Annotated in this window: 14 protein-coding genes and 1 pseudogene; 9 read left to right on the forward strand and 6 right to left on the reverse strand. The window is 73.5% G+C overall.

Features of this window, described 5'->3' with window-relative positions; translation table 11 throughout:
* Positions 1-134 precede the first annotated feature (134 nt).
* Together QK440_RS05765 and QK440_RS05770 are read left to right on the forward strand one after the other, a co-directional pair.
* Positions 135-1,349, forward strand: a complete 1,215-nt coding sequence (locus tag QK440_RS05765) for an acetyl-CoA C-acetyltransferase (protein ID WP_282791870.1) — start codon at positions 135-137, stop codon at positions 1,347-1,349.
* 283 nt (positions 1,350-1,632) lie between these two features.
* On the forward strand, positions 1,633-3,813 hold the full coding sequence (locus QK440_RS05770) for a 3-hydroxyacyl-CoA dehydrogenase NAD-binding domain-containing protein (RefSeq protein WP_282791871.1): 2,181 nt from the start codon (positions 1,633-1,635) through the stop codon (positions 3,811-3,813).
* A 111-nt stretch (positions 3,814-3,924) separates the two neighbouring features.
* Here the strand turns inward: QK440_RS05770 and QK440_RS05775 are convergent, their stop codons facing one another.
* On the reverse strand, positions 3,925-4,815 hold the full coding sequence (locus QK440_RS05775) for a MerR family transcriptional regulator (RefSeq protein ID WP_282791872.1): 891 nt from the start codon (positions 4,813-4,815) through the stop codon (positions 3,925-3,927).
* A 158-nt stretch (positions 4,816-4,973) separates the two neighbouring features.
* Here QK440_RS05775 and QK440_RS05780 point away from each other — a divergent pair.
* Positions 4,974-6,778: pseudogene (locus QK440_RS05780) on the forward strand (AMP-dependent synthetase/ligase).
* 184 nt (positions 6,779-6,962) lie between these two features.
* Positions 6,963-8,417, forward strand: a complete 1,455-nt coding sequence (locus QK440_RS05785; protein WP_282791873.1) for an amino acid permease — start codon at positions 6,963-6,965, stop codon at positions 8,415-8,417.
* 1,062 nt (positions 8,418-9,479) lie between these two features.
* On the opposite strand, the gene QK440_RS05790 is transcribed toward QK440_RS05785, so the two are convergent.
* Positions 9,480-10,982 (reverse strand): M1 family metallopeptidase, encoded by a 1,503-nt coding sequence (locus tag QK440_RS05790; RefSeq protein ID WP_282791874.1) that lies wholly within the window; start codon positions 10,980-10,982, stop codon positions 9,480-9,482.
* A 270-nt stretch (positions 10,983-11,252) separates the two neighbouring features.
* Here QK440_RS05790 and QK440_RS05795 point away from each other — a divergent pair, with 270 nt between their 5' ends.
* The 3 genes from QK440_RS05795 (at position 11,253) to QK440_RS05805 (ending at position 16,452) form a co-directional block, all read left to right on the forward strand.
* Positions 11,253-13,244, forward strand: a complete 1,992-nt coding sequence (locus QK440_RS05795) for a Xaa-Pro dipeptidyl-peptidase (protein WP_282791875.1) — start codon at positions 11,253-11,255, stop codon at positions 13,242-13,244.
* Positions 13,241-14,536: a M14 family metallocarboxypeptidase gene (locus QK440_RS05800; protein WP_282791876.1), complete on the forward strand. Its 1,296-nt coding sequence runs from the start codon at positions 13,241-13,243 to the stop codon at positions 14,534-14,536. The genes QK440_RS05795 and QK440_RS05800 overlap by 4 nt, the downstream gene beginning before the upstream one ends.
* A gap of 140 nt (positions 14,537-14,676) precedes the next feature.
* The gene (locus QK440_RS05805; RefSeq protein WP_282791914.1) at positions 14,677-16,452 is read left to right on the forward strand and encodes a BCCT family transporter; all 1,776 of its coding nucleotides are present in this window, start codon (positions 14,677-14,679) and stop codon (positions 16,450-16,452) included.
* Positions 16,453-17,210: 758 nt separating this feature from the next.
* Here the strand turns inward: QK440_RS05805 and QK440_RS05810 are convergent.
* The gene (locus QK440_RS05810; RefSeq protein ID WP_282791877.1) at positions 17,211-18,191 is read right to left on the reverse strand and encodes an FAD-dependent oxidoreductase; all 981 of its coding nucleotides are present in this window, start codon (positions 18,189-18,191) and stop codon (positions 17,211-17,213) included.
* Between the two features lie 66 nt (positions 18,192-18,257).
* Between QK440_RS05810 and QK440_RS05815 the strand changes: the two genes are divergently transcribed.
* On the forward strand, positions 18,258-19,274 hold the full coding sequence (locus tag QK440_RS05815) for an oxidoreductase (RefSeq protein ID WP_282791878.1): 1,017 nt from the start codon (positions 18,258-18,260) through the stop codon (positions 19,272-19,274).
* A 266-nt stretch (positions 19,275-19,540) separates the two neighbouring features.
* On the forward strand, positions 19,541-21,193 hold the full coding sequence (locus tag QK440_RS05820) for an ABC-F family ATP-binding cassette domain-containing protein (RefSeq protein WP_282791879.1): 1,653 nt from the start codon (positions 19,541-19,543) through the stop codon (positions 21,191-21,193).
* A gap of 111 nt (positions 21,194-21,304) precedes the next feature.
* Here the strand turns inward: QK440_RS05820 and QK440_RS05825 are convergent, their stop codons facing one another.
* The 3 genes from QK440_RS05825 to QK440_RS05835 form a co-directional block, all read right to left on the reverse strand.
* Positions 21,305-23,668 (reverse strand): Tex family protein, encoded by a 2,364-nt coding sequence (locus QK440_RS05825; protein WP_282791880.1) that lies wholly within the window; start codon positions 23,666-23,668, stop codon positions 21,305-21,307.
* A gap of 245 nt (positions 23,669-23,913) precedes the next feature.
* Positions 23,914-24,066 carry an LPFR motif small protein gene (locus QK440_RS05830; RefSeq protein WP_282791881.1) on the reverse strand — a complete coding sequence of 51 codons (153 nt, stop codon included), beginning with the start codon at positions 24,064-24,066 and terminating at the stop codon, positions 23,914-23,916.
* Positions 24,067-24,203: 137 nt separating this feature from the next.
* The gene (locus tag QK440_RS05835; protein WP_282791882.1) at positions 24,204-25,109 is read right to left on the reverse strand and encodes a hypothetical protein; all 906 of its coding nucleotides are present in this window, start codon (positions 25,107-25,109) and stop codon (positions 24,204-24,206) included.
* Positions 25,110-25,158 lie beyond the last annotated feature (49 nt).

Raw genomic sequence — 25,158 nt, forward strand, 5'->3', positions numbered from 1 at the left:
CCGGGACCGTCAGACCCGTCAGATCCGGCAGCTCCGGTAGTCCCGGCAGACCCATCAGATCCGGCAGTCCCCGCAGACCCAGCAGTCCCCGTAGACCCCACAGGCCCTCCCCGACCTCCCCGAAAGGCGTTCCAGTGAGCTCCGAAGCGTACGTGTACGACGCGATCCGCACCCCGCGCGGCCGTGGCAAGGCGAACGGCGCCCTGCACGGCACCAAGCCGATCGACCTCGTGACCGGTCTGATGCGCGAGATCCAGCGCCGCTCCCCGGACCTCGACCCGGCGGCGGTCGACGACGTGGTCCTCGGCGTCGTCGGGCCCGTCGGCGACCAGGGGTCCGACATCGCCCGGATCGCGGCCATCGCGGCAGGGCTCCCGGACACGGTCGCCGGCGTCCAGGAGAACCGCTTCTGCGCCTCGGGCCTGGAGGCCGTCAACATGGCGGCCATGAAGGTCCGCTCCGGCTGGGAGGACCTGGTGCTGGCCGGCGGCGTCGAGTCCATGTCCCGGGTGCCGATGGCGTCCGACGGCGGCGCCTGGTTCAACGACCCCATGACCAACCTCGACACCGGCTTCGTCCCGCAGGGCATCGGCGCCGACCTCATCGCCACCCTGGAGGGCTTCTCGCGGCGCGACGTCGACGAGTACGCCGCGCTGTCCCAGGAGCGCGCCGCCACCGCCTGGAAGGAGGGCCGCTTCGAGAAGTCCGTCGTACCGGTGAAGGACCGCAGCGGCCTCACCGTCCTCGACCACGACGAGCACATGCGGCCCGGCACCACCGCCGACTCCCTCGCCAAGCTGAAGCCGTCCTTCAAGGACATCGGCGACCTCGGCGGCTTCGACGCCGTGGCGCTGCAGAAGTACCACTGGGTGGAGAAGATCGACCACGTCCACCACGCGGGCAACTCCTCCGGCATCGTGGACGGCGCCGCCCTGGTGGCCATCGGCAGCAAGGAGGTCGGCGAGCGCCACGGCCTCACCCCGCGCGCCCGGATCGTCTCCGCGGCGGTCTCCGGCTCCGAGCCCACCATCATGCTCACCGGGCCCGCCCCGGCCACCCGCAAGGCCCTCGCCAAGGCCGGTCTGACCATCGACGACATCGACCTCGTCGAGATCAACGAGGCCTTCGCCGCGGTGGTCCTGCGCTTCGTCAAGGACATGGGGCTGAGCCTCGACAAGGTCAACGTCAACGGCGGCGCGATCGCCCTCGGGCACCCTCTCGGCGCCACCGGCGCGATGATCCTCGGCACCCTCGTCGACGAACTGGAACGCCAGGACAAGCGGTACGGCCTCGCCACGCTGTGCGTGGGCGGGGGCATGGGCATCGCCACGATCGTCGAGCGGCTGTAGGGCTCGGCGCCCCGGTTTCGCGCCGCGGCTCCGCGCCCTGGCTTCGCGCTGCGGCTTCGCGCCCTGGCTTCGCGCTGCGGCTTCGCGCCCCGGTTTCGCGCCGCGCGGTTCGGGGTGTGTCGCCGGCCGCGGGTGCGTCGTGGTCGCTCGCGCAGTTCCCCGCGCCCCTGAAAACGCACTCCGTGCGCCCCTCAGGCCGGCGAACCGCGCGACCGGCCCCCACCGGTGGCGTAGACCCGCCCTCCTCCATTCCGCCTGCCACAGACTTCACGGAGACACCGACATGACCGCAAGCACCACCATCCGCTGGGAACAGGACGACACCGGCGTCGTCACGCTCGTCCTGGACGACCCCGACCAGTCCGCGAACACCATGAACCAGGCGTTCAAGGACTCCATCATCGCGATCGCCGACCGCGCCGAGGCCGAGAAGGACTCCATCCGCGGGATCGTCTACACCTCCGCCAAGAACACCTTCTTCGCGGGCGGCGACCTCAAGGAGATGATCCAGGTCGGCCCCGAGAACGCCCAGGTGGCGTTCGACACCGGCACCGCCATCAAGAACGCGCTGCGCCGCATCGAGACGCTCGGCAAGCCGGTCGTCGCCGCCCTGAACGGCGCGGCCCTCGGCGGCGGTTACGAGATCGCGCTGGCCAGCCACCACCGGATCGCGCTCGACGCGCCCGGCAGCAAGATCGGCCTGCCCGAGGTCACGCTCGGCCTGCTGCCCGCGGGCGGCGGCGTCACCCGCACCGTCCGCCTCATGGGCATCGCCGACGCCCTGCTGAAGGTGCTGCTCCAGGGCACCCAGTACAACCCGAAGCGCGCCCTGGAGAACGGCCTGGTGCACGAGCTGGCCGCCACCCCCGAGGAGATGCTGGAGAAGGCCCGCGCCTTCATCGACGCCCACCCCGAGTCCCAGCAGCCCTGGGACGTGCCCGGCTACCGCATCCCGGGCGGCACCCCGGCCAACCCCAAGTTCGCCGCCAACCTCCCGGCCTTCCCGGCCAACCTGAAGAAGCAGCTCAACGGCGCCCCCTACCCGGCCCCGCGCAACATCCTCGCGGCCGCCGTCGAGGGCGCCCAGGTCGACTTCGAGACCGCGCTGACCATCGAGGCCCGGTACTTCACCGAGCTCGTCACCGGCCAGACCTCGAAGAACATGATCCAGGCGTTCTTCTTCGACCTCCAGGCCGTCAACTCCGGCGCCAACCGCCCCAAGGGCGTCGAGCCGCGCCAGGTCCGCAAGGTCGCCGTCCTCGGCGCCGGGATGATGGGCGCGGGCATCGCCTACTCCTGCGCCCGCGCGGGGATCGACGTCGTCCTCAAGGACGTCTCCGCCGAGGCCGCGGCCAAGGGCAAGGGCTACTCGGAGAAGCTGTGCGCGAAGGCCGTCTCCCGCGGCCGCACCACCCAGGAGAAGGCGGACGCGCTGCTCGCCCGCATCACGCCCACCGCCGACGCGGCCGACCTCGCGAACTGCGACGCCGTCATCGAGGCGGTCTTCGAGGACACCGCGCTCAAGCACAAGGTGTTCCAGGAGGTCCAGGACGTCGTCGCGCCCGACGCGCTGCTGTGCTCCAACACCTCCACGCTGCCCATCACCCAGCTCGCCGAGGGCGTCACCCGGCCCGCCGACTTCATCGGCCTGCACTTCTTCTCGCCCGTCGACAAGATGCCGCTCGTCGAGATCATCAAGGGCGAGCGCACCGGCGAGGAGGCACTGGCCCGTGCCTTCGACCTCGTCCGGCAGATCAACAAGACGCCCATCGTCGTCAACGACTCGCGCGGCTTCTTCACCTCGCGCGTCATCGGCCACTTCATCAACGAGGGCGTCGCGATGGTCGGCGAGGGCATCGAGCCCGCCTCCGTCGAACAGGCCGCCGCCCAGGCCGGCTACCCCGCGAAGGTCCTCTCCCTGATGGACGAGCTGACCCTCACGCTGCCCCGCAAGATCCGCAACGAGACCCGGCGCGCCGTCGAGGAGGCGGGCGGCACCTGGGCCGTCCACCCCGCCGAGGCCGTCATCGACCGCATGGTCGACGAGTTCGGCCGCCCCGGCCGCAGCGGCGGCAAGGGCTTCTACGACTACGGCGACGACGGCAGGCGCACCGGCCTGTGGCCGGGCCTGCGCGAGCACTTCACCAAGCCCGGGTACAGCATCCCGTTCGAGGACATGAAGGAGCGGATGCTGTTCGCCGAGGCGCTCGACACCGTGCGCCTCCTGGAGGAGGGCGTCCTCACCTCGGTCGCCGACGCCAACATCGGCTCCATCCTCGGCATCGGCTTCCCGGGCTGGACCGGCGGCGTGCTCCAGTACATCAACGGCTACGACGACGGCGCCGGCCTGCCCGCGTTCGTGGCCCGCGCGCGGGAGCTCGCCGAGCGCTACGGCGAGCGGTTCACGCCGCCCGCGCTGCTCGTGCAGAAGGCGGAGCGCGGCGAGACATTCCGCGACGGCTGAGGCGCCCCAGGCGCGTGTGGGGGAGTGGCCGCGGGCCCGGCGAGCAGGTGCTCAGGACCGCGAGCAGGGGCTCAAGGCCCCGGCCAGGTGCTCAAGGCTCCGGCCAGGGGCTCAGGACTCCGTGAGCCACTCCCTCAGCTCCTCCTTCAGCGACCGCTGGAACGCCGTGACCAGCGCCTGCACCACCAGCGGCTGCATGTGCGCCGAGAGCGACCTCATCGCCGCCACGTGCCCGGGGTCGCTCTCGCGCTCGCGGTAGGGGTCCCACACCTCGTCCCGGAAGAGCCGCGACAGCTCACGCGCCGCCGAGCGCGTGTGCTCCATCAGTACGGTGCGCGCGGCCAGGATGGTCTCGTGCGCGATCGGTACGTCGAGCAGCCGCACCCCGAGCCGCAGCAGCCCGGGGTCCACCCGGCAGCGGTCCGCCGCCGCGTCGTACGCGACGACGCCCATCGCCGCCAGGCGCTCCACGTCCTCCGCCGCCAGGGCCCGTCCCGCCCGGCGCTCCAGCTCCGCCCGGGACATCTCCTCCGCGCCCTCCGGCGCCCACGAGGCCACCACCGCGCGGTGGATGGCCAGGTCGTGCGCGCTCAGGTCCGGCGGCAACTGCTCCAGATACCGCTCGATGGCCGCGAGCGTCATGCCCTGGTGCTGCAACTCCTCGATGAGGGCGAGCCGGGAGAGGTGCCCGGGGCCGTAGAGCCCCACCCGGCGCGGACCGATCACGGGCGGCGGCAGCAGGCCCTTGGTGCTGTAGAAGCGGATGGTGCGCACCGTGACGCCCGCGCGCGCGGCCAGCTCGTCCACCGTGTACGTCGCCGCGGCGGACGCGCCCGCCGCGCCTTCCGCGCTCCCCGCGTACGCCGCCGGGGACGCGACCGCGGCGGCGTGGCCCGCCACGTCTCCGGGGTCGGCGCCGTCCGCCGCGTCCGCCGCGCCAGCCGCGTCCTCCACGACGTCGGCCGTCGCTTCGTCGGCGGATGCCTCCGTGTCCGTCGCCATGGCGGTGCGTCGCCTCCCCGGTCGTGCGGCAATGCGGTGCAACAGTATTGCTGTACCACCGCCGCTGTGAAAGCCTCCGGGGCAGTCACGCCACGTAGCCGATGACGAACCGACGGTACGAGCCGACGGTACGACCGACGGTGCCAGGAGGCGGTTCCATGACCACGACCCGGCGGCTTCCCGGGAACCCCGGCGACACCACCTTCCCCGCCCTGCTGCTCCGCAACGCCGAGGACCACCCCGGCGGGCCCGCGCTCTCCTGGCGCGAGGGCGCCGCGTGGACCACGCTCACCTGGGCCGAGGTGCGGCGCGAGGTCGCCCTGCTCGCCGCCGGGTACGCGGCGCTCGGCGTCCGCCGCGGCGAGCACGTCCTCATGATGATGGCCAACCGTCCCGAGCACTGGCTCAGCGACCTCGCCCTGACGCACCTCGGCGCCGTGCCCGTCACCGTGTACGGCACCTCGGCACCCGAGCAGGTCGCCCACATCGCCGGCACAGCCGCGCCCGCGTGGCCGTCGTCGAGGGCGCGGGCGAACTGGCCCGCTGGGAGCCGCTGCTCTCCGACGCCGGGGTGCGCCTCGCGCACCTGGTCGTCGTCGACCCGGCCGCCGCGGGCGACCACCGCTCCTACGCGTCGGTGCGTGCGAGCGGGGCCCGGCTGCACCGCACCGAGGTCTTCGAGAAGACCTGGCGCGAGGTCCGCGCCACCGACCCGCTGACCGTCGTCTACACCTCCGGCACCACCGGCGACCCCAAAGGCGTGTGCCTCACCCACCGCGGCGTCCTGCACGACGCCGTCCGCGTCGCCGAGACCACCGGCCTGGCGGTGCCCTCCGGCCACCTCTGCTACCTGCCGTTCGCCCACATCGCGGAGCGCATGCTCGGCATCTACCTGCCGCTGTACCGCGCGTCCCGGGTGTACCTGTGCGACGACCCGGCCAAGGTCGCCGAGGCGGCGCGGGAGCTGCGCCCCGAGCAGTTCTTCGGGGTCCCGCGCGTGTGGGAGAAGCTCGCCGCGTCCTTCCGGGCGGCCCTCGCCGGCCTGCCCGAGGAGCGGCGGCGCGCCGTGGAGGCCGCCACCGGCACGGCCCGCGCGCACGTGGCCTGCCGTGAGCGCGGCGAGACCCCGCCCCCCGACCTGGATGCGGCGTACCGCGAGGCCAAGAAGCGCGTGCTCGACCCGCTGCTCGCGTACGCCGGACTCGACCGGCTGAGCCGGGCGGCGAGCGCCGCGGCGCCGATGCCGGTGGAGGTGGCCCGGTTCTGGGCGGGCTTCGGCGTGGTGATCATGGACGCCTGGGGGCTGAGCGAGACGAGCGGCGTGGTCACGGCGAACAGCCCGGAGGCGTTCCGGCTGGGCTCGGTGGGCAGACCACTGCCCGGCGTGGAGTTACGCATCGCCGGCGACGGGGAGATCCTCGTCCGCGGCGACATCGTGTGCGAAGGCTATCTGCGGGCCGACGGCGGCCTCGACGACGTGCGCGACGCGGACGGCTGGTTCGCCACCGGCGACGTCGGGCGGCTCGACGAGGACGGCTTCCTGTGGCTCACCGACCGCAAGAAGGAGCTGATCGTCACCTCCACCGGCAAGAACGTCGCCCCCGCGCTGGTCGAGTGCGCCCTGAAGGAGCACCCCCTCGTCGGCCAGGCCCTGGTGTACGGCGACGGCCGCTCGTACCTGGTGGCGCTGCTCGTCCTGGACCCGGAGACGGCCGCGGCCTGGGCCGCCGCACGCGGCATCGAGGGAGATCCGGGGGCCAGCCCCGAGGTCCGGGCGGAGGTCGCCCGCGCCGTCGAGGCGGCCAACGCGCGCCTCAACCGCACCGAGCAGATCAAGCGCCACCTGCTGCTGACCGAGGAGTGGGGCCCGGAGACCGGCGAGCTCACCCCCACGCTGAAACTGCGCCGCCGGGTCGTCACAGCGAAGCACCGCCACCTCATCGAGAGCCTTTACACCGCGTGACCCATGGATGTACATGTGGCTCTCACCATGTGAGAAGTACCGCTATGTGACGTGCGCCACCGCGTTTCGGGCGTTGCGTAAGGGAAGGTGTCGGGTCGGTCCGTGGTGCGTCAGGGGTACTGCGGGCCCGAGCACATCCGGACCCCGGGAGCTCTTTCCGGGCACCACAGAGTGGACCTTCCACGTGAGCAACGACGCCGTAGACACGGCCGTGGACGCCAGCCGCACCGCTGCGTCCCAGGCCCCCGCGGACGCGGGCGACGCCGGTTACAGCAAGGACCTCAAGGCCCGCCACGTCAACATGATCGCCATCGGTGGCGCGATCGGCACCGGCCTCTTCCTCGGGGCGGGTGGCCGCCTCCACTCGGCGGGCCCCGCGCTCGCCCTCGCCTACCTCGTGTGCGGCGTCATCGCGTTCTTCGTCGTACGCGCCCTCGGCGAGATGGTCCTTTACCGGCCCTCGTCCGGCTCCTTCGTCAGTTACGCGCGCGAGTTCCTCGGCGAGAAGGGCGCCTACGTCGCCGGCTGGATGTACTTCCTCAACTGGTCGACGACCTGCATCGCCGACATCACGGCGATCGCCCTCTACACGCACTACTGGAGTTTCTTCACCGACATCCCGCAGTGGGTGCTCGCGCTGATCGCCCTCGCCGTCGTCCTCGCGGTGAACCTGATCTCGGTGAAGTACTTCGGCGAGATGGAGTTCTGGTTCGCGATCATCAAGGTCGCGGCGCTCGTCGCGTTCATGTTCATCGGCATCTTCCTGGTGGCGACGCAGCACGACGTGGGCGGCGAGACGCCCGGCCTGAGCATGATCACCGATCACGGCGGCTTCCTGCCGAACGGCGTCATGCCGGTCGTGATCGTCCTCCAGGGCGTCGTCTTCGCGTACGCCTCCCTGGAGCTGGTCGGCGTCGCGGCGGGCGAGACCAAGGACCCGCAGAAGGTCGTGCCGCGCGCCGTGAACTCGATCATGTGGCGCGTGGGCCTGTTCTACGTCGGCTCGGTCGTGCTGCTCGCGCTGCTGCTGCCGGGGTCGGTGTACTCGGCCGACCAGAGCCCGTTCGTGACGGTCCTGTCCAAGATCGGCGTCTCGGGCGCCGGCGACGTGATGAACTTCGTCGTCCTGACCGCCGCCATGTCCTCGCTGAACTCCGGCCTGTACTCCACCGGCCGCATCCTGCGCTCCATGGCGATGGCGGGCTCCGCGCCGAAGTTCACCGCGAAGATGAACCGCAACCACGTGCCCTACGGCGGCATCCTGCTCACCGCGAGCATCGGCGTCCTCGGCGTCGCGCTGAACCGGGTGGTCCCGGACCAGGCGTTCGAGATCGTCCTGAACGTCGCCTCGCTCGGGATCATCGGCACCTGGATCAGCATCATGGTCTGCCACCTGGCGTTCGTGAAGCGGGCCAAGGAGGGGCACATCACCCGGCCGTCGTTCCGGCTGCCCGGCAGCGGCGTCACGGAGTACGTCACCATCGCCTTCCTGCTGGCCGTGCTCGGTCTGATGTGGAAGGACGCGGAGGTCGGGCGCAAGACGCTGTTCCTGATTCCGGTGGTGGCCGCGGCGCTCGTGGTCGGCTGGTACGGGATCAGGCGCAAGGCCGACCGCGAGGCAGCCGCCCTCACCAAGTAACCGGGCCTCCACCCCGGCCCCCGGGGCCCGGCCCCGCTGGGCCCCAGGCCTGCCCCGGGGCTTCGCGCGACCTCCGGCTTCCCTGGGCTCAGCCCTGGCCCATACGAGGCCACCGGGCCTTCGCCTCTACGCCGACGGGCGGCACCCCACGCGGGTGCCGCCCGTCAACGTGTCTGCGGCGGCCTCAGCAGGCCTTTCCCACCCACCCGCCCGTACCGCCCCGGTGAGTAGGCCGGGCCTGTCCGGCGCCCCGGCGCCAGGCCTCGCGGCAGCGTCACAGGGGCTTTCCCACCCGCCCACCCGTACTGCCCTGGCGAGCAGGCCCGGCCTGCCCACCGCCCCGGCGCCAGGCCTCGCGGCAGCGTCACAGGGGCTTTCCCACCCGCCCGCCCGTACTGCCCTGGTGAGCAGGCCGGGCTTGTCCGGCGCCCCGGCGGTGACTCTCGCGGCAGCGTCGCAAACCTTTCCCACCCGCCCGCCCGTACTGCCCCGGCGAGCGGGCCCGGGTCAGCCCCACCCATCCGCAGCCCTGATCGCCCCCCTCGCGGCGGCGTAGGGGTTCCCGCCCGTCCGCCCCGGAAGGGGCGGGTGGGCGGGGGGACATCCGTCGCGGAGCGGCGGATCAGCGGACTACCACTCCAGTGATGGACGAAGGCGTACCCGAGCCCGGGAGGCCCGGGTGAAGCGAACTGCGTCCGAGCCCACCGCAGGCTGCCCGGCCTGCCCGTCCGCCCCGGAAGGGGCGGGCGGGCGGGGGGACATCCGTCGCGGAGCGGCGGATCAGCGGGCCACCACCCCAGCGACGGACGAAGGCGAACCCAAGCAGGAGCAAGCCCGAGCGACCCAGGCAGCCTGAGCAGGCCCGAGCAAGCCCGAGCGATCCGGGCAAACCCGAGCAGAGCGAACCGCGCCCCAGCCCGCCGCAGGCGGCCCGCCCCGCCCGCTCGCCCCGGGAAGGGGCGGGCGGGGCAGGGTGGGGAACATCCCTCGCGCAGCCCCGGGCCAGGGGCCCCCAGGCCAGGAGCGGCCGAGGGCCGGTGGAGGCGCCGGGGGGCAGGGGGGTCAGTGGTGGTCGTGGGCGGTGTTCGTTGCGGCGATCTTCTTCCAGGACTTCGGCTTCGCCGGAGCCTTCTCCCCCGCGGCCAGGGCAACCCCCGCCCCCCGCGCGGCCGGAGCGCCCGGCTTGCCCGCCTTGTACAGCCACGTCTCGAAGAGCCCGCTCAGCGGCTTGCCGCTGACCTCCTCGGCGTAGGACACGAAGTCCCGCACGCTCGCGTTGCCGTGGGCCCGCTCCGTGGGCCAGCCCTTCAGGATCTCGAAGAAGGCCTTGTCGCCGACCTTGTTCCGCAGCGCCTGCAGGGCGAGGGCCCCGCGGTCGTACACGGCGACGTGGAACTGGTTGTCGGGGCCCGGGTCACCCGGCTTGACCTGCCAGAAGGGGTCGTTCGCGGCGCGCGAGGCGTAGGTGTAGTCGGCCAGCTCCTGCGCCGTGCCCTCGCCCTCCTTCTCGGACCACAGCCACTGGCTGTAGCGCGCGAAGCCCTCGTTGATCCAGATGTCCTTCCAGTTCTCCACGGAGACGCTGTCGCCGTACCACTGGTGGGCCAGCTCGTGCACGACGATGGAGACGTTCGAGCCGTTGGCGAAGGCCCGGGGGCCATAGAACGGTCGTGTCTGGGTCTCCAGGGCGTAGCTCGCGGGGACGTTCGGGACGTAGCCGCCGAGGGCGTTGAAGGGGTACGGGCCGAAGAGGGTCTCCAGCCACTCGGCGACCTCGGTGGTGCGCTCGATGCTGGCGCGGGCGGCGCCCGCGTTGTCGCCGAGGTCCTTGCTGTAGGCGTTCAGGACGGGCAGGCCGTTCTCGGTTTTGTCCGTCGTGATGTCGAATTTGCCGACGGCGAGCGTCGCCAGGTACGGCGCCTGCGGCTTGTTGGAGCGCCAGTCGAAGCGGGTCCAGCCGAGGCGCGAGGTCTGCCGCTGGAGCACGCCGTTGGAGATGGCCTGGGAGCCGTCCGGCACGGCCACCGACACGTCGAACGTGGCCTTGTCGCGCGGGTGGTCGTTGGCGGGGAACCACCAGGCCGCCGACTCCGGCTCCTGCGCGGCGACGCCCCCGTCGGGCGTGCGCTGCCAGGCGGTGAAGCCGTGTATCTTCACCTCGGACGGCTTGCCCGCGTACCGCACGACGATCGTCACGGAACTGCCCTTCGGCAGCCCCGACTTGGGCGTGATCTCCAGCTCCTGCTCGCCGGAGCGCGTGAACGACGCCTTCTTGCCGTTGACGCGCACCTCGCTCACCTTGAGGCCGAAGTCCAGGTTGAAGCGCGACAGGTCCTGCGTGGTGGTGGCGGAGATCGTCGCCGTGCCCTCCAGCAGGTCCGTCTTCGGCTGGTACTTCAGGCGCAGGTCGTAGTGCGAGACGTCGTAGCCGCCGTTGCCGTGGTCCGGGTAGTAGGAGTCGCCCACGCCCGGGGCCCCGGGCGTGAAGTCGGCCGCCGTCGCCGGGATCGCAAGGAGGAGGGAGGCGGCGAGCGCGCCCGGGGCGATGAGTCTGCTGCGGTGCACGTGTATCTCCAAGTGGGTTGGCGGTGCGGGTCGATCGCGTCCGGCGGCGGCCCCGGTCGGAGACTGCGCGCCGGGCACCTCACGATGCGGACGACCCTATTGAGCCCCGCCACTCCCGGTCATGTCCATGGCCGCATATGTCACACGATCGCCATTCGGCCGACATGTGCGACCATGACCGACGCACCTTTCACCACCGCGCGCCGCCCGCGCCACGAGCCCCGTACGGCCCTCTTTCCGGCCGCTGTTGACCGGTGTACCTTCCGCGCCATGCCGATACGCGCGCGCACCCGCCTGCCGATGTGGAGAACGCTCTCGACCGCGGCCCTCACCGCCCTGCTCGCCACCCTCGTGTCCCCGGGCGCCGCGCGGTCCGCGCCCGGCGCCCCGGCCGCGTACGACAAGCCCCGGGAGAGCAGACCCGTCCACTCCTACGCGGACGCGATACGCGAGTCCGTGTGGGTGGACACCGGCCTCGACGGCGACGCGGACGGCACGGCCGACCGCGTCGCCGTCGACGTCGTCCGGCCCCGCGAACCCGCCGCGCGGGGGCGGAAGATCCCCGTCATCATGGACGCCAGCCCGTACTACGCCTGCTGCGGCCGCGGCAACGAGAGCCAGAAGAAGACGTACGACGCGCAGGGCAGGCCGGTGCGGTTCCCGCTGTACTACGACAACTACTTCGTGCCCCGCGGCTACGCGTACGTCGCCGTCGACCTCGCAGGGACGAACCGCTCCACGGGCTGCGTCGACGTCGGCGGGCGCTCCGACGTCCGGTCCGCCAAGGCCGTCGTCGACTGGCTGGGCGGCCGGGCCCGCGCGTACACCGCGCCCACCGGCGGCGAGCGCGTGCGCGCCACCTGGACCAACGGCCGCACCGGCATGATCGGCAAGAGCTACGACGGCACCGTCGCCAACGGCGTCGCCGCGACCGGCGTCAGGAACCTGAGGACCATCGTGCCGATCGGCGCCATCTCCTCCTGGTACGACTACTACTTCGCCAAGGGCGCCCCCCTGTTCAACAGCGGCCCCGACGGTCTGGCCCGCGCCGTGGAGAGCCCCGAGGGCCGCGCCCGCTGCGGCCACGTGAAGCAGCGGCTCGTCGAGGGCGCGCCCCGCAGCGGCGACTGGACCCCGCTGTGGACCGAGCGCGACCACGTGCCCGACGCCCGCAAGGTGCGGGCCAGCGTGTTCGCCGTGCACGGCATGCAGGACCTGAACGTGCGCATGAAGCACTTCGGGCAGTGGTGGGAGGCCCTCGGCGAGGCGGGCGTGCAGCGCAAGCTGTGGCTGAGCCAGGCCGGCCACGTCGACCCCTTCGACTTCCGCCGCGCCGACTGGGTGCGCACCCTGCACCGCTGGTTCGACCACGAACTCCTCGGCTACGCCAACGGCGTCGACCGCGAACCCATGGCCGACATCGAGCGCGCCCCCGACCGCTGGACCACCGACCGCAGTTGGCCGCCGCGCGCCACGGACACCGTCACGCTCCGCCCGGCCAAGGGCGCCGCCCCCGGCGTCGGCACCCTCGGCACCCGCCCCGGCAAGGGCACCGAGACCTTCACGGACGACCGGCGCGTCGGCGAGATCGCATGGGTCTCCGCCATCGACGTCCCCACGTCGTCCAAAGCGGGCTTCACCACCCGGCCGCTCGCCCGCGACCTGCGCCTGTCCGGCTCCTCCACGGTCACCGTCACCGTGACGCCCTCGGCCCCGACCGCGCACCTGACCGCCGTCCTCGCCGACATCGGCCCCGCCACCATCCGCGACTACGCGCACGACGACGAAGGCATCACCACGCTGCCCGGGCGCAGTTGCTGGGGCGCGAGCACCCCCGGCGACAGCTCCTGCTTCAAGGACACCGTCGCCAGGACCGCCGCCGTCGGCTTCACCGTCTTCAGCCGCGGCTGGGCCGACGTCGGCCACCACGCCGACCCGCACCACGGCCGCCCGCTCACCCCGGGCAAGCCCGTCACCCTCACCCTCGACCTCGCCGCGAGCGACCACGTCGTACCGAAGGGCCACCGGCTCGCGCTCGTCATCGGCGGCACCGACCGCAACCTGATCACCCCGCCCGCCGACACCCCGACCCTCACCGTCGACCTCGCCCGGACCACCGCCCGCCTGCCGCTCGTCGGCGGCGCCAAGGCCTTCGCCACCGCCCCGGGCGCCACCGGCACCCCCGCGCCGGGCGCGTCCCGCCTCGACGGCGTCGCCCCCGCACGCCCGATCGTCCCCGTACCGGGAGGCCGTACCTCATGACACCCCGCATCCGCGCGCTCGCCCTCGCCGCTGCCTGCGCCGCGCTCGCCGCCCCGCTCCTGGCGGCCCCCGCCCAGGCCGCCCCGGGCGCCGCCCCGGTTCCGCCGCGCACCGGCTTCGAGGAGAGCAACGGCGCGCGCTGGACCAGCCAGCCGGAGGAGCAGCGGCTGCTCGCGACCGTCGACAAGGCGAGCGACCGGGTCTCCGTCTCCCGCATCGGCACCACCGGGCAGAACCGGCCCCTCCAGCTCGTCCGCGTCGGCGAACGCCGCACCGCGAGCACCGTGCTGCTCGTGTGCAGCCAGCACGGCGACGAGCCCTCCGGACGCGAGGCCTGCCTCAGCACCGTGCGCGACCTCGCCTACGCCAAGGACAGGGCCACCCGACGGTTCCTGTCCCGCACCACCCTGCTCGTGATACCCACCGCCAACCCCGACGGCCGCGCCGCCGACACCCGCGGCAACGCCGACGGCGTCGACATCAACCGCGACCACCTCGCCCTGAAGACCGCCGAGGGCCGCGCGATGGCCGCCGTCGTCCGCGACCGGAAACCCGACGCGATCTACGACCTGCACGAGTACGGGGCCACGCCCCCGTACTACGACAAGGACCTGTTCGACCTGTGGCCGCGCAACCTCAACACCCACGACGCGGTGCACCGGGAGGCCAAGACCCTGTCGGGGTCCTACGTCCGCCCCGCCGCGACCGCCGACGGCCACACCGTCGGCACGTACGGCATCTGGACCGACCCCGTCACGGGCGAGCCGGTCAAGCAGGTCGCGGGCGACGGCCAGGAGCGCATCCTGCGCAACATGTCCGGCATCAAGCACGCCGCGGGCCTGCTCATCGAGAGCCGCGTCGACCCCCTCACGGACGCCGAGAAGAACGACCCGGCCCTCAACAACCGCCGCCGCGTCCACTCCCAGCTCTCCGCGCTGAAGGGCCTGTTCCGCTACGCCGACGCGCACCGGTGGCACCTGGAGGCCGCGACGACCGCCGCGCGCCTCGCGGGCCTGCGCGACCGGGGCCCCGTCTACCTCGGCGGCGCCGACAACGACCCCGCCGAGCCCGGCGAGATCCTCCAGGACCCGGCCTGCGGCTACCGGCTCACCAAGGAGCAGTACGCCGAGGTCGGCGACGAGCTGGGCCTGCACGGCGTGACCGTGCGCCGCGGCGGCGACGGCGGCGTGCTCGTACCGCTGCGGCAGTCCGCGCGCGCCCTGGTTCCGCTGCTGCTCGACGGCCGGGCGCCCTACCACCTCGTCAGCGGGCGGCCCGACACCGCCTGTTGAGCTCTCTCCTGGCATGTCGCATGTGGTAGGGGGTTACGGGAGAAGAGAAACCGACGATCAGTCAGTCCGTGACCGCCGCGCGAAAGGTGCCACTTGTGACGCAGGAACCCCAGAAGCCGGACGCCGGAGGAGGCCCGCCCCTGTCGGTGGGGGGCCACTCCGGCGGCCGCCCACCCCAGACCGACCGGATCGTGTTCGGCGTCACGGCCGTGCTCACCCTCGCCTTCGTGGTGTGGGGCGGCGTCGCCACGGACAGCCTCGAGAACGTCTCGTCGGACATGCTCGAAGGCCTCATCCACAACGGCGGCTGGGCCTTCATGCTCGCCGCGACGGGCTTCGTGGTCTTCGCCCTGTGGCTCGCCGTCAGCCGGTACGGCAAGATCACGCTGGGCCAGGAGGGCGAGGAGCCCGAGTTCCGCACCGTGTCCTGGGTCGCGATGATGTTCAGCGCGGGCATGGGCATCGGCCTGATGTTCTACGGGGTGAGCGAGCCCCTCGCCCACTTCACCACGCCGCCGCCCGGCACCGACCCCGCCGACGACGCCGCCGCCATGGAGGTCTCCATGGCGACGACGCTGTTCCACTGGACGCTCCACCCCTGGGCGATCTACGCCGTCGTGGGCCTCGCCATCGCGTACAGCACCTTCCGGCGGCGCCGGCGGCAGACCATCAGCTCCGTGTTCGTCCCGCTCATCGGCGAGAAGCACGCCCACGGCGCGTGGGGCCGGGTCATCGACATCCTCGCCATCTTCGCCACCCTCTTCGGCTCCGCCGCCTCCCTCGGCCTCGGCGCGCTCCAGATCGGCAGCGGCTTCGAGGAACTGGACTGGATGGACGACGCCGGCACGGGCCTGCTTGTCGCCATCATCGCGGTCCTGACCGTCGCGTTCGTGGCGTCCGCGGTGTCCGGTATCGAGAAGGGCATCCAGTGGCTGTCGAACATCAACATGGTGCTCGCGCTGCTCCTGGTCCTCTTCGTGTTCGTCGCGGGCCCGACCGTCATCATCCTCGACCTGGTGCCCACCTCCGTCGGCTCCTACCTGAACGAACTGCCCCAGCTCATCGGCCGTACCGAGGCGTCCAGCGGGGAAGGCGTCTCGGACTGGCTGGGGAGCTGGACGGTCTTCTACTGGGCCTGGTGGATCTCCTGGACGCCGTTCGTCGGCATGTTCATCGCCCGCATCAGCCGGGGCCGTACGATCCGGCAGTTCGTGGGCGGCGTCATCCTGGTGCCGAGCACGGTCAGCCTGCTGTGGTTCGCCGTCTTCGGCGGCAGCTCGATGCACGTGAAGCAGGACGGCGGCCTCAAGGGCGACGACACCCCGGAGGCCCAGCTCTTCGGCCTGCTGCACGAGTACCCGATCGCCACCGTCACGAGCCTGCTCGTGATGATCCTCGTCGGCATCTTCTTCGTGTCCGGCGCGGACGCCGCGTCCATCGTCATGGGCACGCTCTCCCAGAAGGGCTCCATGGAGCCCGGCCGCCTGATCGTGATCTTCTGGGGCGTGGTCACCGGCGCGGTCGCCGCGATCATGCTGCTCATCGGCGACGGCAAGGACAACGCCCTCACCGGCCTGCAGAACCTGACGATCCTCGTGGCCGCGCCCTTCACCCTGGTCATGATCGGCATGTGCGTGGCCCTGATGCGGGACCTGCGGCACGACCCCCTCATCGTGCGCGGCGAGCACGGCATCGAGGCCGTGGAGCGCGCCGTCATCGCCGGACACGAGCAGTACGAGGGCGAGTTCGAGATCCAGATCAAGCCGGCGGAGGACACCGACGACGGCACGGACACCGCCCCCGGCACCGGGGGCGGTGGTCCCTCCGGCGGTACTGACGGCGAGCCCGACGGCGGCCCCGCCGACGGCACGGGCCCGGGGAGCGGCGCACCGCCGCAGCCCGATCCCGTGCGCTGAGCGGGAGCCGGGCGGGGCCCGGCGGGACGAAGCGAGTGCGGGCGGGGTGCGCCATGCGGGGCGCACCCCGCCCGTCGCGGTGTCGGGCCTGTTCCGGGCTCCGCCTGTTCCGGGGTCCGCCTGTTCCGGGCCCTGCCCGTTTCGGGCTCCGCTCGTTCCGGGCCCTGCCCGTGCGGGGCCCTGCCTGTTCCCGGCCCCGAAAGGCTCGCGGCCCTTGGTGCGGGTCCGTCCTTCGCTGGGGCGAGCCGTCGCAGGGCCGATGTGTGCTGGGGCTGACCTGTCGCGGGTCCGACGCGTGCTGGGCCTGACCCGTGCCGGGGGCCAACCGGTGCCGGGTCCGCTCGTGTGTCGGGCATGTCCTGTGTCGGCCCCGGCTCTGCCGGGGGCCCGCTCGCCTCGGGCCCCGTCCGGCTCGGTCACGAGGTCTGGTGAGCCGTGAGGGGCGCCCGTTGCGGTGTCCGGCCTGTTCCGGGCCCCGCCCGTTCCAGGTTCCGCCTGCCTCACCGCGCCCGATGCGCGTTCGTTCGCCCGTCACAGGGGCGAACCGTCGCAGCACCGACTCGTGCCAGGACCGGCTCGGGCCGCCCCGCGCCCGAGCCCACCCGCGCCCGAGCCCACCCGCGCCCGAGCCGAACCCCGCCAGGGCCGGACCGTGGCAGACCGGCCCGTGCCGGGGCCCGGCCCTGTGCCGGGGCCCGCCCCTGGCGTCAGCCCCGGTCTCCCGCGTCAGCCCCGGTCTCCGCCGGGGCCCGGGCGCCTCAGGCCCCGTCCGGCTCCGTCGCCAGGCGGGACGCCTCCTGGGCGCAGCCCCAGGCGACCGTGATGCCCGCGCCGCCGTGTCCGTAGTTGTGCACCACCCGCCCGCCGTGCGCGCGCTCGCGCTCGCGCTCCAGGCGTACGGCGGGCCGGGCGGGCCGCAGTCCCACCCGGTGGCCGATGATCCGCGCTCCGGCGATCTCCGGGCGCACCCGGGCGCAGCGCGCCACGATCGCCTCCGCGACCGCCGGGTCCGGTGTGAGCGACCAGTCGCCGTCGTCGGCCGTGCCGCCCAGGACGAGGCCGCCGGGCTGCGGCAGGAAGTACGTCGTGTCCTGCGACGCGTGGTCCGCGGCCGTGAACCACGTACGGATCCCCGGGTTCTCCACCACGACGAGCTGCCCCCGCACCGGTCGCACCGAGTCGTCCGGCACCAGGTCACGGGCGCCGAGCCCGGAGCAGTTGACGACGCGCGGCGCCCGCGCGAGCGGCTCGGCGAGCGACGCCGCGGCCCGCACCTCGACGGCCACGCCCAGCGCGCGCAACTCCTCGCGCAGCCAGGCCAGATGCGCCGGCATGTCGATCAGCGGCAGCCGCGCCCACACGCCCGGCCCCGGGTGCCCGTGCATCTCGGCGGCCGTCGCCGCCCGCAGCCCCGGAACTCGCCCCGCCCAGGGGCCGAGCGTGTCCAGGCGGGTCTCGGCGTGTACGCCCTCGACCAGGCGTACGCCCGTGTGCGGGCCGTCCGCCGCCAACTCCCCGTACACCTCGAGGGAACGCAGCGACCAGTCGCCGACGCGGTCCTCCGGCTCGATGCGGTAGGGCCACCACAGGCCCCCCGCGACAGCCGAGGTCGTCCGCTCCGCGGGCTCCCGCGTCCACACCCGCACGCGCTGTCCGCGCCGCGCGAGCACCATGGCTGTGGTCAGTCCGGCGACACCGCCGCCCACCACGATCACATCCGTGTCATCGCCCTGCGTCATCCCGGCAACGTAGCGGAACGCGTCACGGCCCGCGCGCACACCCCCGCGACCGGGGATACTCACAGCATGTCCGCCGAGTACGCGACCTTCGGCCTGGCACCGGCGATGCGCGTCGGCGGGGTCCTCGCCGACGGTGCCTACCAAGTGCACCGTGACTACGTCGACTTCGTCGTGGACGGGCGCCCGCTGCTGTTCCGGCTGGCCGACCTCGACGCGGTGTCCCCGCTCGCGTCCGACGTCCCGCCCGCCATCTTCACCGCGCACGTACGCGGGCTGCTGCTGGAGGCGGAGCCGCCGCTGCGCGACGGGCGGCACGTCATCTACGGCTGCCCCGAGTGCGAAAGCCTGGAGTGCGGCGCGGTCAGCGCGGTCATCGAGCGCGCCGGGGACGACTACGTGTGGCGGGACTTCGCCTGGCAGACGTCCGACCACGCCGACCTGGAGCTGAACGGCTACCACGGCATAGGCCCGTTCCTCTTCCGGGGCGGGGAGTACCGCGAGCAGCTCGGCCGGCTGCTCACCGGCGACGATCCGGGGGCCCTGCGGCGCCGGGCCCTGCTCATCGGCGCGCGCGTCGCGCTCCTCGCGAGGCTCGCGGCGGCGCTGCGCGGCATCGGCATCGGCGCGGAGATCGCCGCGGACGCGGCGGACGTCCCCGCGGAGGAGCTGCGCACGTACGGCGCCGTGGTGTTCGGCCGGGCGGTGCCGGAGCGGGTGCGGCAGGGCGTGCTCGACGCGTTCGAGCGGGCCGGGGTCGAGGCCGCCCGCGTCGACGGGCTCGCGCCGATCGTGCCGCTGCTCGTCGCGCAGACCGAGTGCGCCCTGGACCGGGGCGCGGTACGGCGGCGCCGCCTCGCCCGACTCGCGGTCGCGGACGGGGCGGCGGTCGCGGAGGTCACGTCCCCGTGCCGGGTCCGCCTCACGGCGTACCGCGTGGACCGGCTGCGGCGTACGCGGGTCCACGAGGTCCTCGACGAGGTCCTGGAGCCGGGGGAGCACCGCCTCCCCCTCCCCGGCGGCGCGCCCTACGTGGTGGCCCGGACCTCCGACAGCGTCCTGGTGGCGGCGGCCGCCCCCGGCTGACAGTCCCGGCGTCCCCGTCGCCGCCGGGTGGGACGGGACGGAACGGTGGATACGGCCGGGGGCGGGGGAGCGCGGCCGGTACGGGCCGGTCCGCCCGGGCTTCGAGCCCCGGGCCCCGGGGCGGTACGGGCGTGGACCCCGAGCGCCGGGCCCCGAGCCCCGGGCCCCGAGCCCCGGGCCCCGAGCGCCGGGCCCCGGGGCGGCACGGGCGTGGACCCCGGGCGGCCCGGCCGCGGGTGCCGGGCAGCGGTTACGCTCGGGCCCTGATGAACGCAACCCTCGTCGCCAAAGACCTCGCCGCCGGCCACGGTGACCGCTCCCTCTTCGAGGGACTCGACCTCGTCGTCGCCCCCAGCGACGTCATCGGCCTCGTCGGCGCCAACGGCGCCGGGAAGTCCACGCTGCTGCGCCTCCTCGCGGGCCTGGACACCCCGGAGTCCGGCCGGATCAGCCTGTCGCCGCCGACGGCGACCGTCGGGCACCTGCCGCAGGAGCCGGACCGCCGCCCCGGCGAGACGATCCGCGCGTTCCTGTCCCGCCGCACCGGCGTCACCGCCGCCCAGCACGCCCTGGACGAGGCCACCGAGCGCCTGGTCGAGGGCGCGCCCGGCGCCGACGACGCGTACGCCACGAGCCTGGAGCGCTGGCTCGCGCTCGGCGGCGCGGACCTGGACGAGCGGGCCGAGGAGGTCGCGGCCACCCTGGGCCTGGCTGTCGGCCTCGACCAGCCGATGACGTCGCTGTCCGGCGGCCAGGCCGCCCGCGCGGGCCTCGCCTCGCTGCTCCTGTCCCGCTACGACGTCTTCCTGCTCGACGAGCCCACCAACGACCTGGACCTGGCGGGCCTGGAACGCCTGGAGGCCTTCGTGCGCGGCCTGCGCGCGGGCACCGTGGTCGTCAGCCACGACCGCGAGTTCCTGTCCCGCACCGTCACCAAGGTCCTCGAACTCGACCTGGCGCAGCGGCGGGTCAACCTCTACGGCGGCGGTTACGACGCCTACCTGGAGGAGCGCGAGGTGGCCCGCCGCCACGCCCGCGAGGACTACGACGAGTACGCCGACAAGCGCGCCGCGCTCCAGGACCGGGCCCAGATGCAGCGGACGTGGATGGACAAGGGCGTGAAGAACGCCCGCCGCAAGGCCACCGACAACGACAAGGCCGGCCGCAAGTTCCGCAGCGAGGCCAGCGAGAAGCAGGCCGCGAAGGCCCGCCAGACGCAGCGGATGCTGGAGCGCCTGGACCGCGACGAGGCCGTCGAGGAGCCGCGCAAGGAGTGGCAGCTGCGCATGGAGATCGCCGCGGCCCCGCGCTCCGGCGCGGTGGTCGCCACCCTGCGCGAGGCGGTGGTGCGGCGCGGCGGCTTCACGCTCGGCCCGGTCTCCTTGCAGCTCGACTGGGCCGACCGCGTCGCCATCACCGGCGCGAACGGCGCGGGCAAGTCCACGCTCCTGGCCGCCCTGCTCGGCCGCGTTCCCGCCGACGAGGGACACGCGGCGCTCGGCTCGGGCGTGGTCGTCGGCGAGGTCGACCAGGCGCGGGCCCTGTTCCACGGCCGGGAGCCGCTGCTCGACGCGTTCGGCGCGGCCGTGCCCGACACCGAGCCCGCCGAGGTCCGCACGCTGCTCGCCAAGTTCGGCCTGAAGGCCGACCACGTGCTGCGGCCGGCGGCGACGCTGTCCCCGGGCGAGCGCACCCGCGCCGCGCTCGCCCTGCTCCAGGGCCGCGGCGTGAACCTGCTGGTCCTCGACGAGCCGACGAACCACCTCGACCTGCCCGCGATCGAACAGCTCGAGGCGGCCCTCGACTCCTACACCGGCACCCTGCTCCTCGTCACCCACGACCGCCGCATGCTCGACGCCGTACGCGTCACCCGCCGCCTGGAGGTGGCGGAGGGCAAGGTGACCGAACAGTCACCCTGACCCCTTCGGGTGCCCCCAGTGGAGCGCCCCGAAGGGGCGGGGAACTGCGCGACCAGCCACGATGCGCCCGCAGACGCGTGACGACAGGGCTGGGCACCTTCAATGACGCACTCAACGCCGCTTGGGGTCGACAAGCCCGGCCCGCCGCAGAGCCTCCGCCATCGCATCGTTCGCAGGCGGCGCAGCCGACCGCTCCTTGCGCTGAGGGCCGCCGCCACCCCGGCGCTGCCGCTGCTGCGGCGGCCGCCCGCCCCGCTCCTTGCGCTCACCCGGGGCGGAGCCCGAGGCGTCGTCGTCCAGACGCAGCGTCAGCGAGACCCGCTTGCGCGCCACGTCGACGTCGAGGACCTTCACCTTCACGATGTCGCCCGGCTTCACCACGTCCCGCGGGTCCTTGACGAAGCTCTTGGACATCGCGGACACGTGCACCAGGCCGTCCTGGTGCACGCCGACGTCGACGAACGCGCCGAACGCGGCCACGTTCGTGACCACGCCCTCCAGCACCATCCCCGGCGCGAGGTCGCCGATCTTCTCGACGCCCTCCTTGAACGTGGCCGTCCTGAACGCCGGACGCGGGTCGCGGCCGGGCTTCTCCAGCTCCTTGAGGATGTCCGTGACGGTCGGCAGGCCGAAGGTGTCGTCGACGAAGTCGGCGGGCCTCAGGGAGCGCAGCGCCGCCGTGTTGCCGATCAGGGACGGCACGTCGACGCCCGCCTGCTGCACCATCCGCCGCACGACCGGGTACGCCTCAGGGTGCACGCTGGAGGCGTCCAGCGGGTCGTCGCCGCCGCGGATGCGCAGGAAGCCCGCGCACTGCTCGTAGGCCTTCGGGCCGAGGCGCGGCACGTCCTTGAGGGCCTTGCGGCTGGTGAACGGGCCGTTCGCGTCGCGGTGCGCCACGATGTTCTCGGCGAGGCCGGAGCCGATGCCGGAGACCCGGGCGAGCAGCGGGGCGGAGGCGGTGTTCACGTCCACGCCCACGCCGTTCACGCAGTCCTCGACGACCGCGTCGAGGGAGCGGGACAGCTTCACCTCGGACAGGTCGTGCTGGTACTGGCCGACGCCGATGGACTTCGGGTCGATCTTCACCAGCTCGGCCAGCGGGTCCTGGAGGCGGCGGGCGATGGACACGGCGCCGCGCAGCGACACGTCCAGGTCCGGCAGCTCCTGCGAGGCGAAGGCGGAGGCGGAGTACACCGACGCGCCGGCCTCGGAGACCATCACCTTGGTGAGCTTCAACTCCGGGTGCTTGGCGATGAGTTCACCGGCGAGCTTGTCCGTCTCGCGGGACGCCGTGCCGTTGCCGATGGCGACCAGGTCGACCGCGTGCTCCTTCGCGAGCCGGGCCAGGGTGGCGAGGGACGCGTCCCACTTGTTCGCCGGAACGTGCGGGTAGATGGTGTCGGTCGCGACGACCTTGCCGGTCGCGTCCACGACGGCGACCTTCACGCCCGTACGGAAACCCGGGTCCAGGCCCAGCGTCGCGCGCGTGCCCGCCGGGGCGGCGAGCAGCAGGTCGCGCAGGTTCGACGCGAAGACGCGCACGGCCTCGTCCTCGGCGGCGGTGCGCAGCCGCAGCCGCAGGTCGATGCCCAGGTGCACGAGGATGCGGGTGCGCCAGGCCCAGCGGACCGTGTCGCCGAGCCACTTGTCGGCGGGCCGGCCGCGGTCGGCGATCCCGAACCGCCGGGCGACCAGGCCCTCGTACGACGACGGGCCGTCCGTCGGCTCCTCGGGCTCCAGGGTCAGTTCGAGGACGTCCTCCTTCTCACCGCGCAGCAGGGCGAGGACGCGGTGCGAGGGCAGCTCCGTGAACGGCTCGGTGAAGTCGAAGTAGTCGGCGAACTTCGCGCCCGCCTCCTCCTTGCCCTCGCGGACCTTCGCGGCGAGCCGGCCGCGCACCCACATGCGCTCGCGCAACTCGCCGATCAGGTCCGCGTCCTCGGAGAAGCGCTCCGTCAGGATCGCCCGGGCGCCGTCGAGCGCGGCCTGCGCGTCCGCGACGCCCTTGCCGGCGTCGACGAACGCGGCGGCCGCCGCCGACGGCTCCACGCCCGGGTCCGCGAGCAGCCCCTCGGCCAGCGGCTCCAGGCCCGCCTCACGGGCGATCTGGGCCTTGGTGCGCCGCTTGGGCTTGTACGGCAGGTAGATGTCCTCCAGGCGGGCCTTGGTGTCGGCCTCGCGGATGCGTGCCTCCAGCTCGCCGGTGAGCTTGCCCTGCTCGCGCACTGATTCGAGGACGGCGGCGCGCCGCTCCTCCAGCTCGCGCAGGTAGCGCAGGCGCTCCTCGAGCGTGCGGAGCTGCGCGTCGTCGAGGGACTCGGTCGCCTCCTTGCGGTACCGCGCGATGAAGGGGACCGTCGACCCGCCGTCGAGCAGGTCGACGGCGGCCTTGACCTGCCGTTCCCGTACGCCGAGTTCCTCGGCGATCCTGCTTTCGATGGACGCTGGGGTGGACGTCTGCGAGGGTGCCACGTTCCGGTACCGCCTTCTCACTGAGGTTGCCCGGCAATTGTGGCAGGTGGCACCGACAGGGGACGTCCGGACCCGTCGGATTCACGGGCGCGTCAGACCCGTGAGCCGTGGACGAGAGTCGTCGACTCGTGGGCTGTCGACCGTGAGCCGCCGCCCTGTGAGCCGTCGACCGTGGGCCGTCGAACTCGTGGGCGGACGGACCCGCAGCCCCTCAGATCCGCAGCCCCTCAGATTCGTCAGGTCCGTCAGACCCGTCGGGCCCGCCCCGACCGGCCTCCGCCCCGCGCGGAGCTGGAGGCCCCGCCGAACAGCCGGGCCAGCGCCCGGAACGGAAGCGTCACCACGGTGGCGATGGCGCCACCGATCTGCCGCAGCACATCCGCGATCGCACGGAACACGTGGACTCTCCCTTCGTCGAGGCCCACGGAACGGGGCCGGGAACGAACGGGTACCTCGAACACCGCGGATCATGCGCCCCGGGTGGCCACCGGCTCTCCCGGCACCCCGGGCAGAGCCCCCGCTCCGAGACCCCCGCTCAGGCCTTGCCCAGCAGGTCCGCCGGGAACGCCCCCGCCCGTGCCGCCGCCCCGGCGAACGCCCCGCCCAGCTCGGTGAGGCGCGCGACGCCGGCCGCGCCCAGGTGCTCGTACGGCGCCCGGTCAAGGCGGTCGGTGTGCTCCTCGACCCGCTCCCGCAGCGCGGCGCCCGCCTCGGTCAACTCGCCGTCGGAGGTGAGGACTCCGCGCGCCAGCAGCCGCTCCACCGCCGCGTCCCAGTCCTCCTGGGTCCAGCCGCGCACGGCGAAGTTGCGCCGCGGCGTCATGCCCTTGCCGGTCGCCGTGTGGCTCACCAGGGCCTCCACCGGGTCGAGTCCGGCGTCCAGGAGGGCGGCCAGGTGCCCGTCGCCCCGGTGCTCGCGCAGCAGCGTCGCGGCGTGCCAGTACGCCAGGTGCGGCTCCTCGGGCACGGGCAGGTCGGCGTGGGCGGAGTACAGGGGCCGCGCGCCGCGCGTGCAGGCCTCGGTGGCGCGCAGCGCGAGCCGCGCCGCCTCCGCCATCTCCGGGGAGGCGACGGTCTCGTCGCCGAGCAGCCGCCGCAGCGTGGTGTCGACGGCCCGCAGCCGCGCCGCGAGGACGGCCTCGGGCGCCGCGACGCTCCAGACGGCGGGCACGTGCTCGGCGACGGTCTCCGGCCGGTAGTTGTAGAAGGCCGCCGTCACGGCCCCGGCGCCGACGGCGCCCATCGCCGCCGCGCGGGCGGCGAAGTTGACGGCCCGGGGGTGCTCGATCCCCAGGGCGCCCAGCTCCCGGCCCAGGTCGGGGGCGAAGTAGTGGGCCGAGTGCAGGGCGTTCAGCACGCCGTGGCAGCGGCGCCCCGCGCGCGGGTGCAGGTCCGTGCCGGCGGCGGAGGATGCGGAGGTCGTCGCAGAGGTCATGCCCATATGTTACCGACTGGTTGGTATGGCGGGAAGGGCGGGGCGTCGCGTACCC

Source organism: Streptomyces sp. CC224B (genome assembly GCF_030010595.1).
In the GTDB taxonomy this organism is placed as follows: domain Bacteria; phylum Actinomycetota; class Actinomycetes; order Streptomycetales; family Streptomycetaceae; genus Streptomyces; species Streptomyces longispororuber.

What these genes read in the sequence shown, in the direction of transcription:
- QK440_RS05770 (WP_282791871.1), top strand. Translation starts at nt 1,633, where the DNA reads ATGACCGCAAGCACCACCATCCGCTGGGAACAGGACGACACCGGCGTC.
- QK440_RS05775 (WP_282791872.1), bottom strand. Translation starts at nt 4,815, where the DNA reads ATGGCGACGGACACGGAGGCATCCGCCGACGAAGCGACGGCCGACGTC.
- QK440_RS05795 (WP_282791875.1), top strand. Translation starts at nt 11,253, where the DNA reads ATGCCGATACGCGCGCGCACCCGCCTGCCGATGTGGAGAACGCTCTCG.
- QK440_RS05800 (WP_282791876.1), top strand. Translation starts at nt 13,241, where the DNA reads ATGACACCCCGCATCCGCGCGCTCGCCCTCGCCGCTGCCTGCGCCGCG.
- QK440_RS05810 (WP_282791877.1), bottom strand. Translation starts at nt 18,191, where the DNA reads ATGACGCAGGGCGATGACACGGATGTGATCGTGGTGGGCGGCGGTGTC.
- QK440_RS05815 (WP_282791878.1), top strand. Translation starts at nt 18,258, where the DNA reads ATGTCCGCCGAGTACGCGACCTTCGGCCTGGCACCGGCGATGCGCGTC.
- QK440_RS05820 (WP_282791879.1), top strand. Translation starts at nt 19,541, where the DNA reads ATGAACGCAACCCTCGTCGCCAAAGACCTCGCCGCCGGCCACGGTGAC.
- QK440_RS05835 (WP_282791882.1), bottom strand. Translation starts at nt 25,109, where the DNA reads ATGGGCATGACCTCTGCGACGACCTCCGCATCCTCCGCCGCCGGCACG.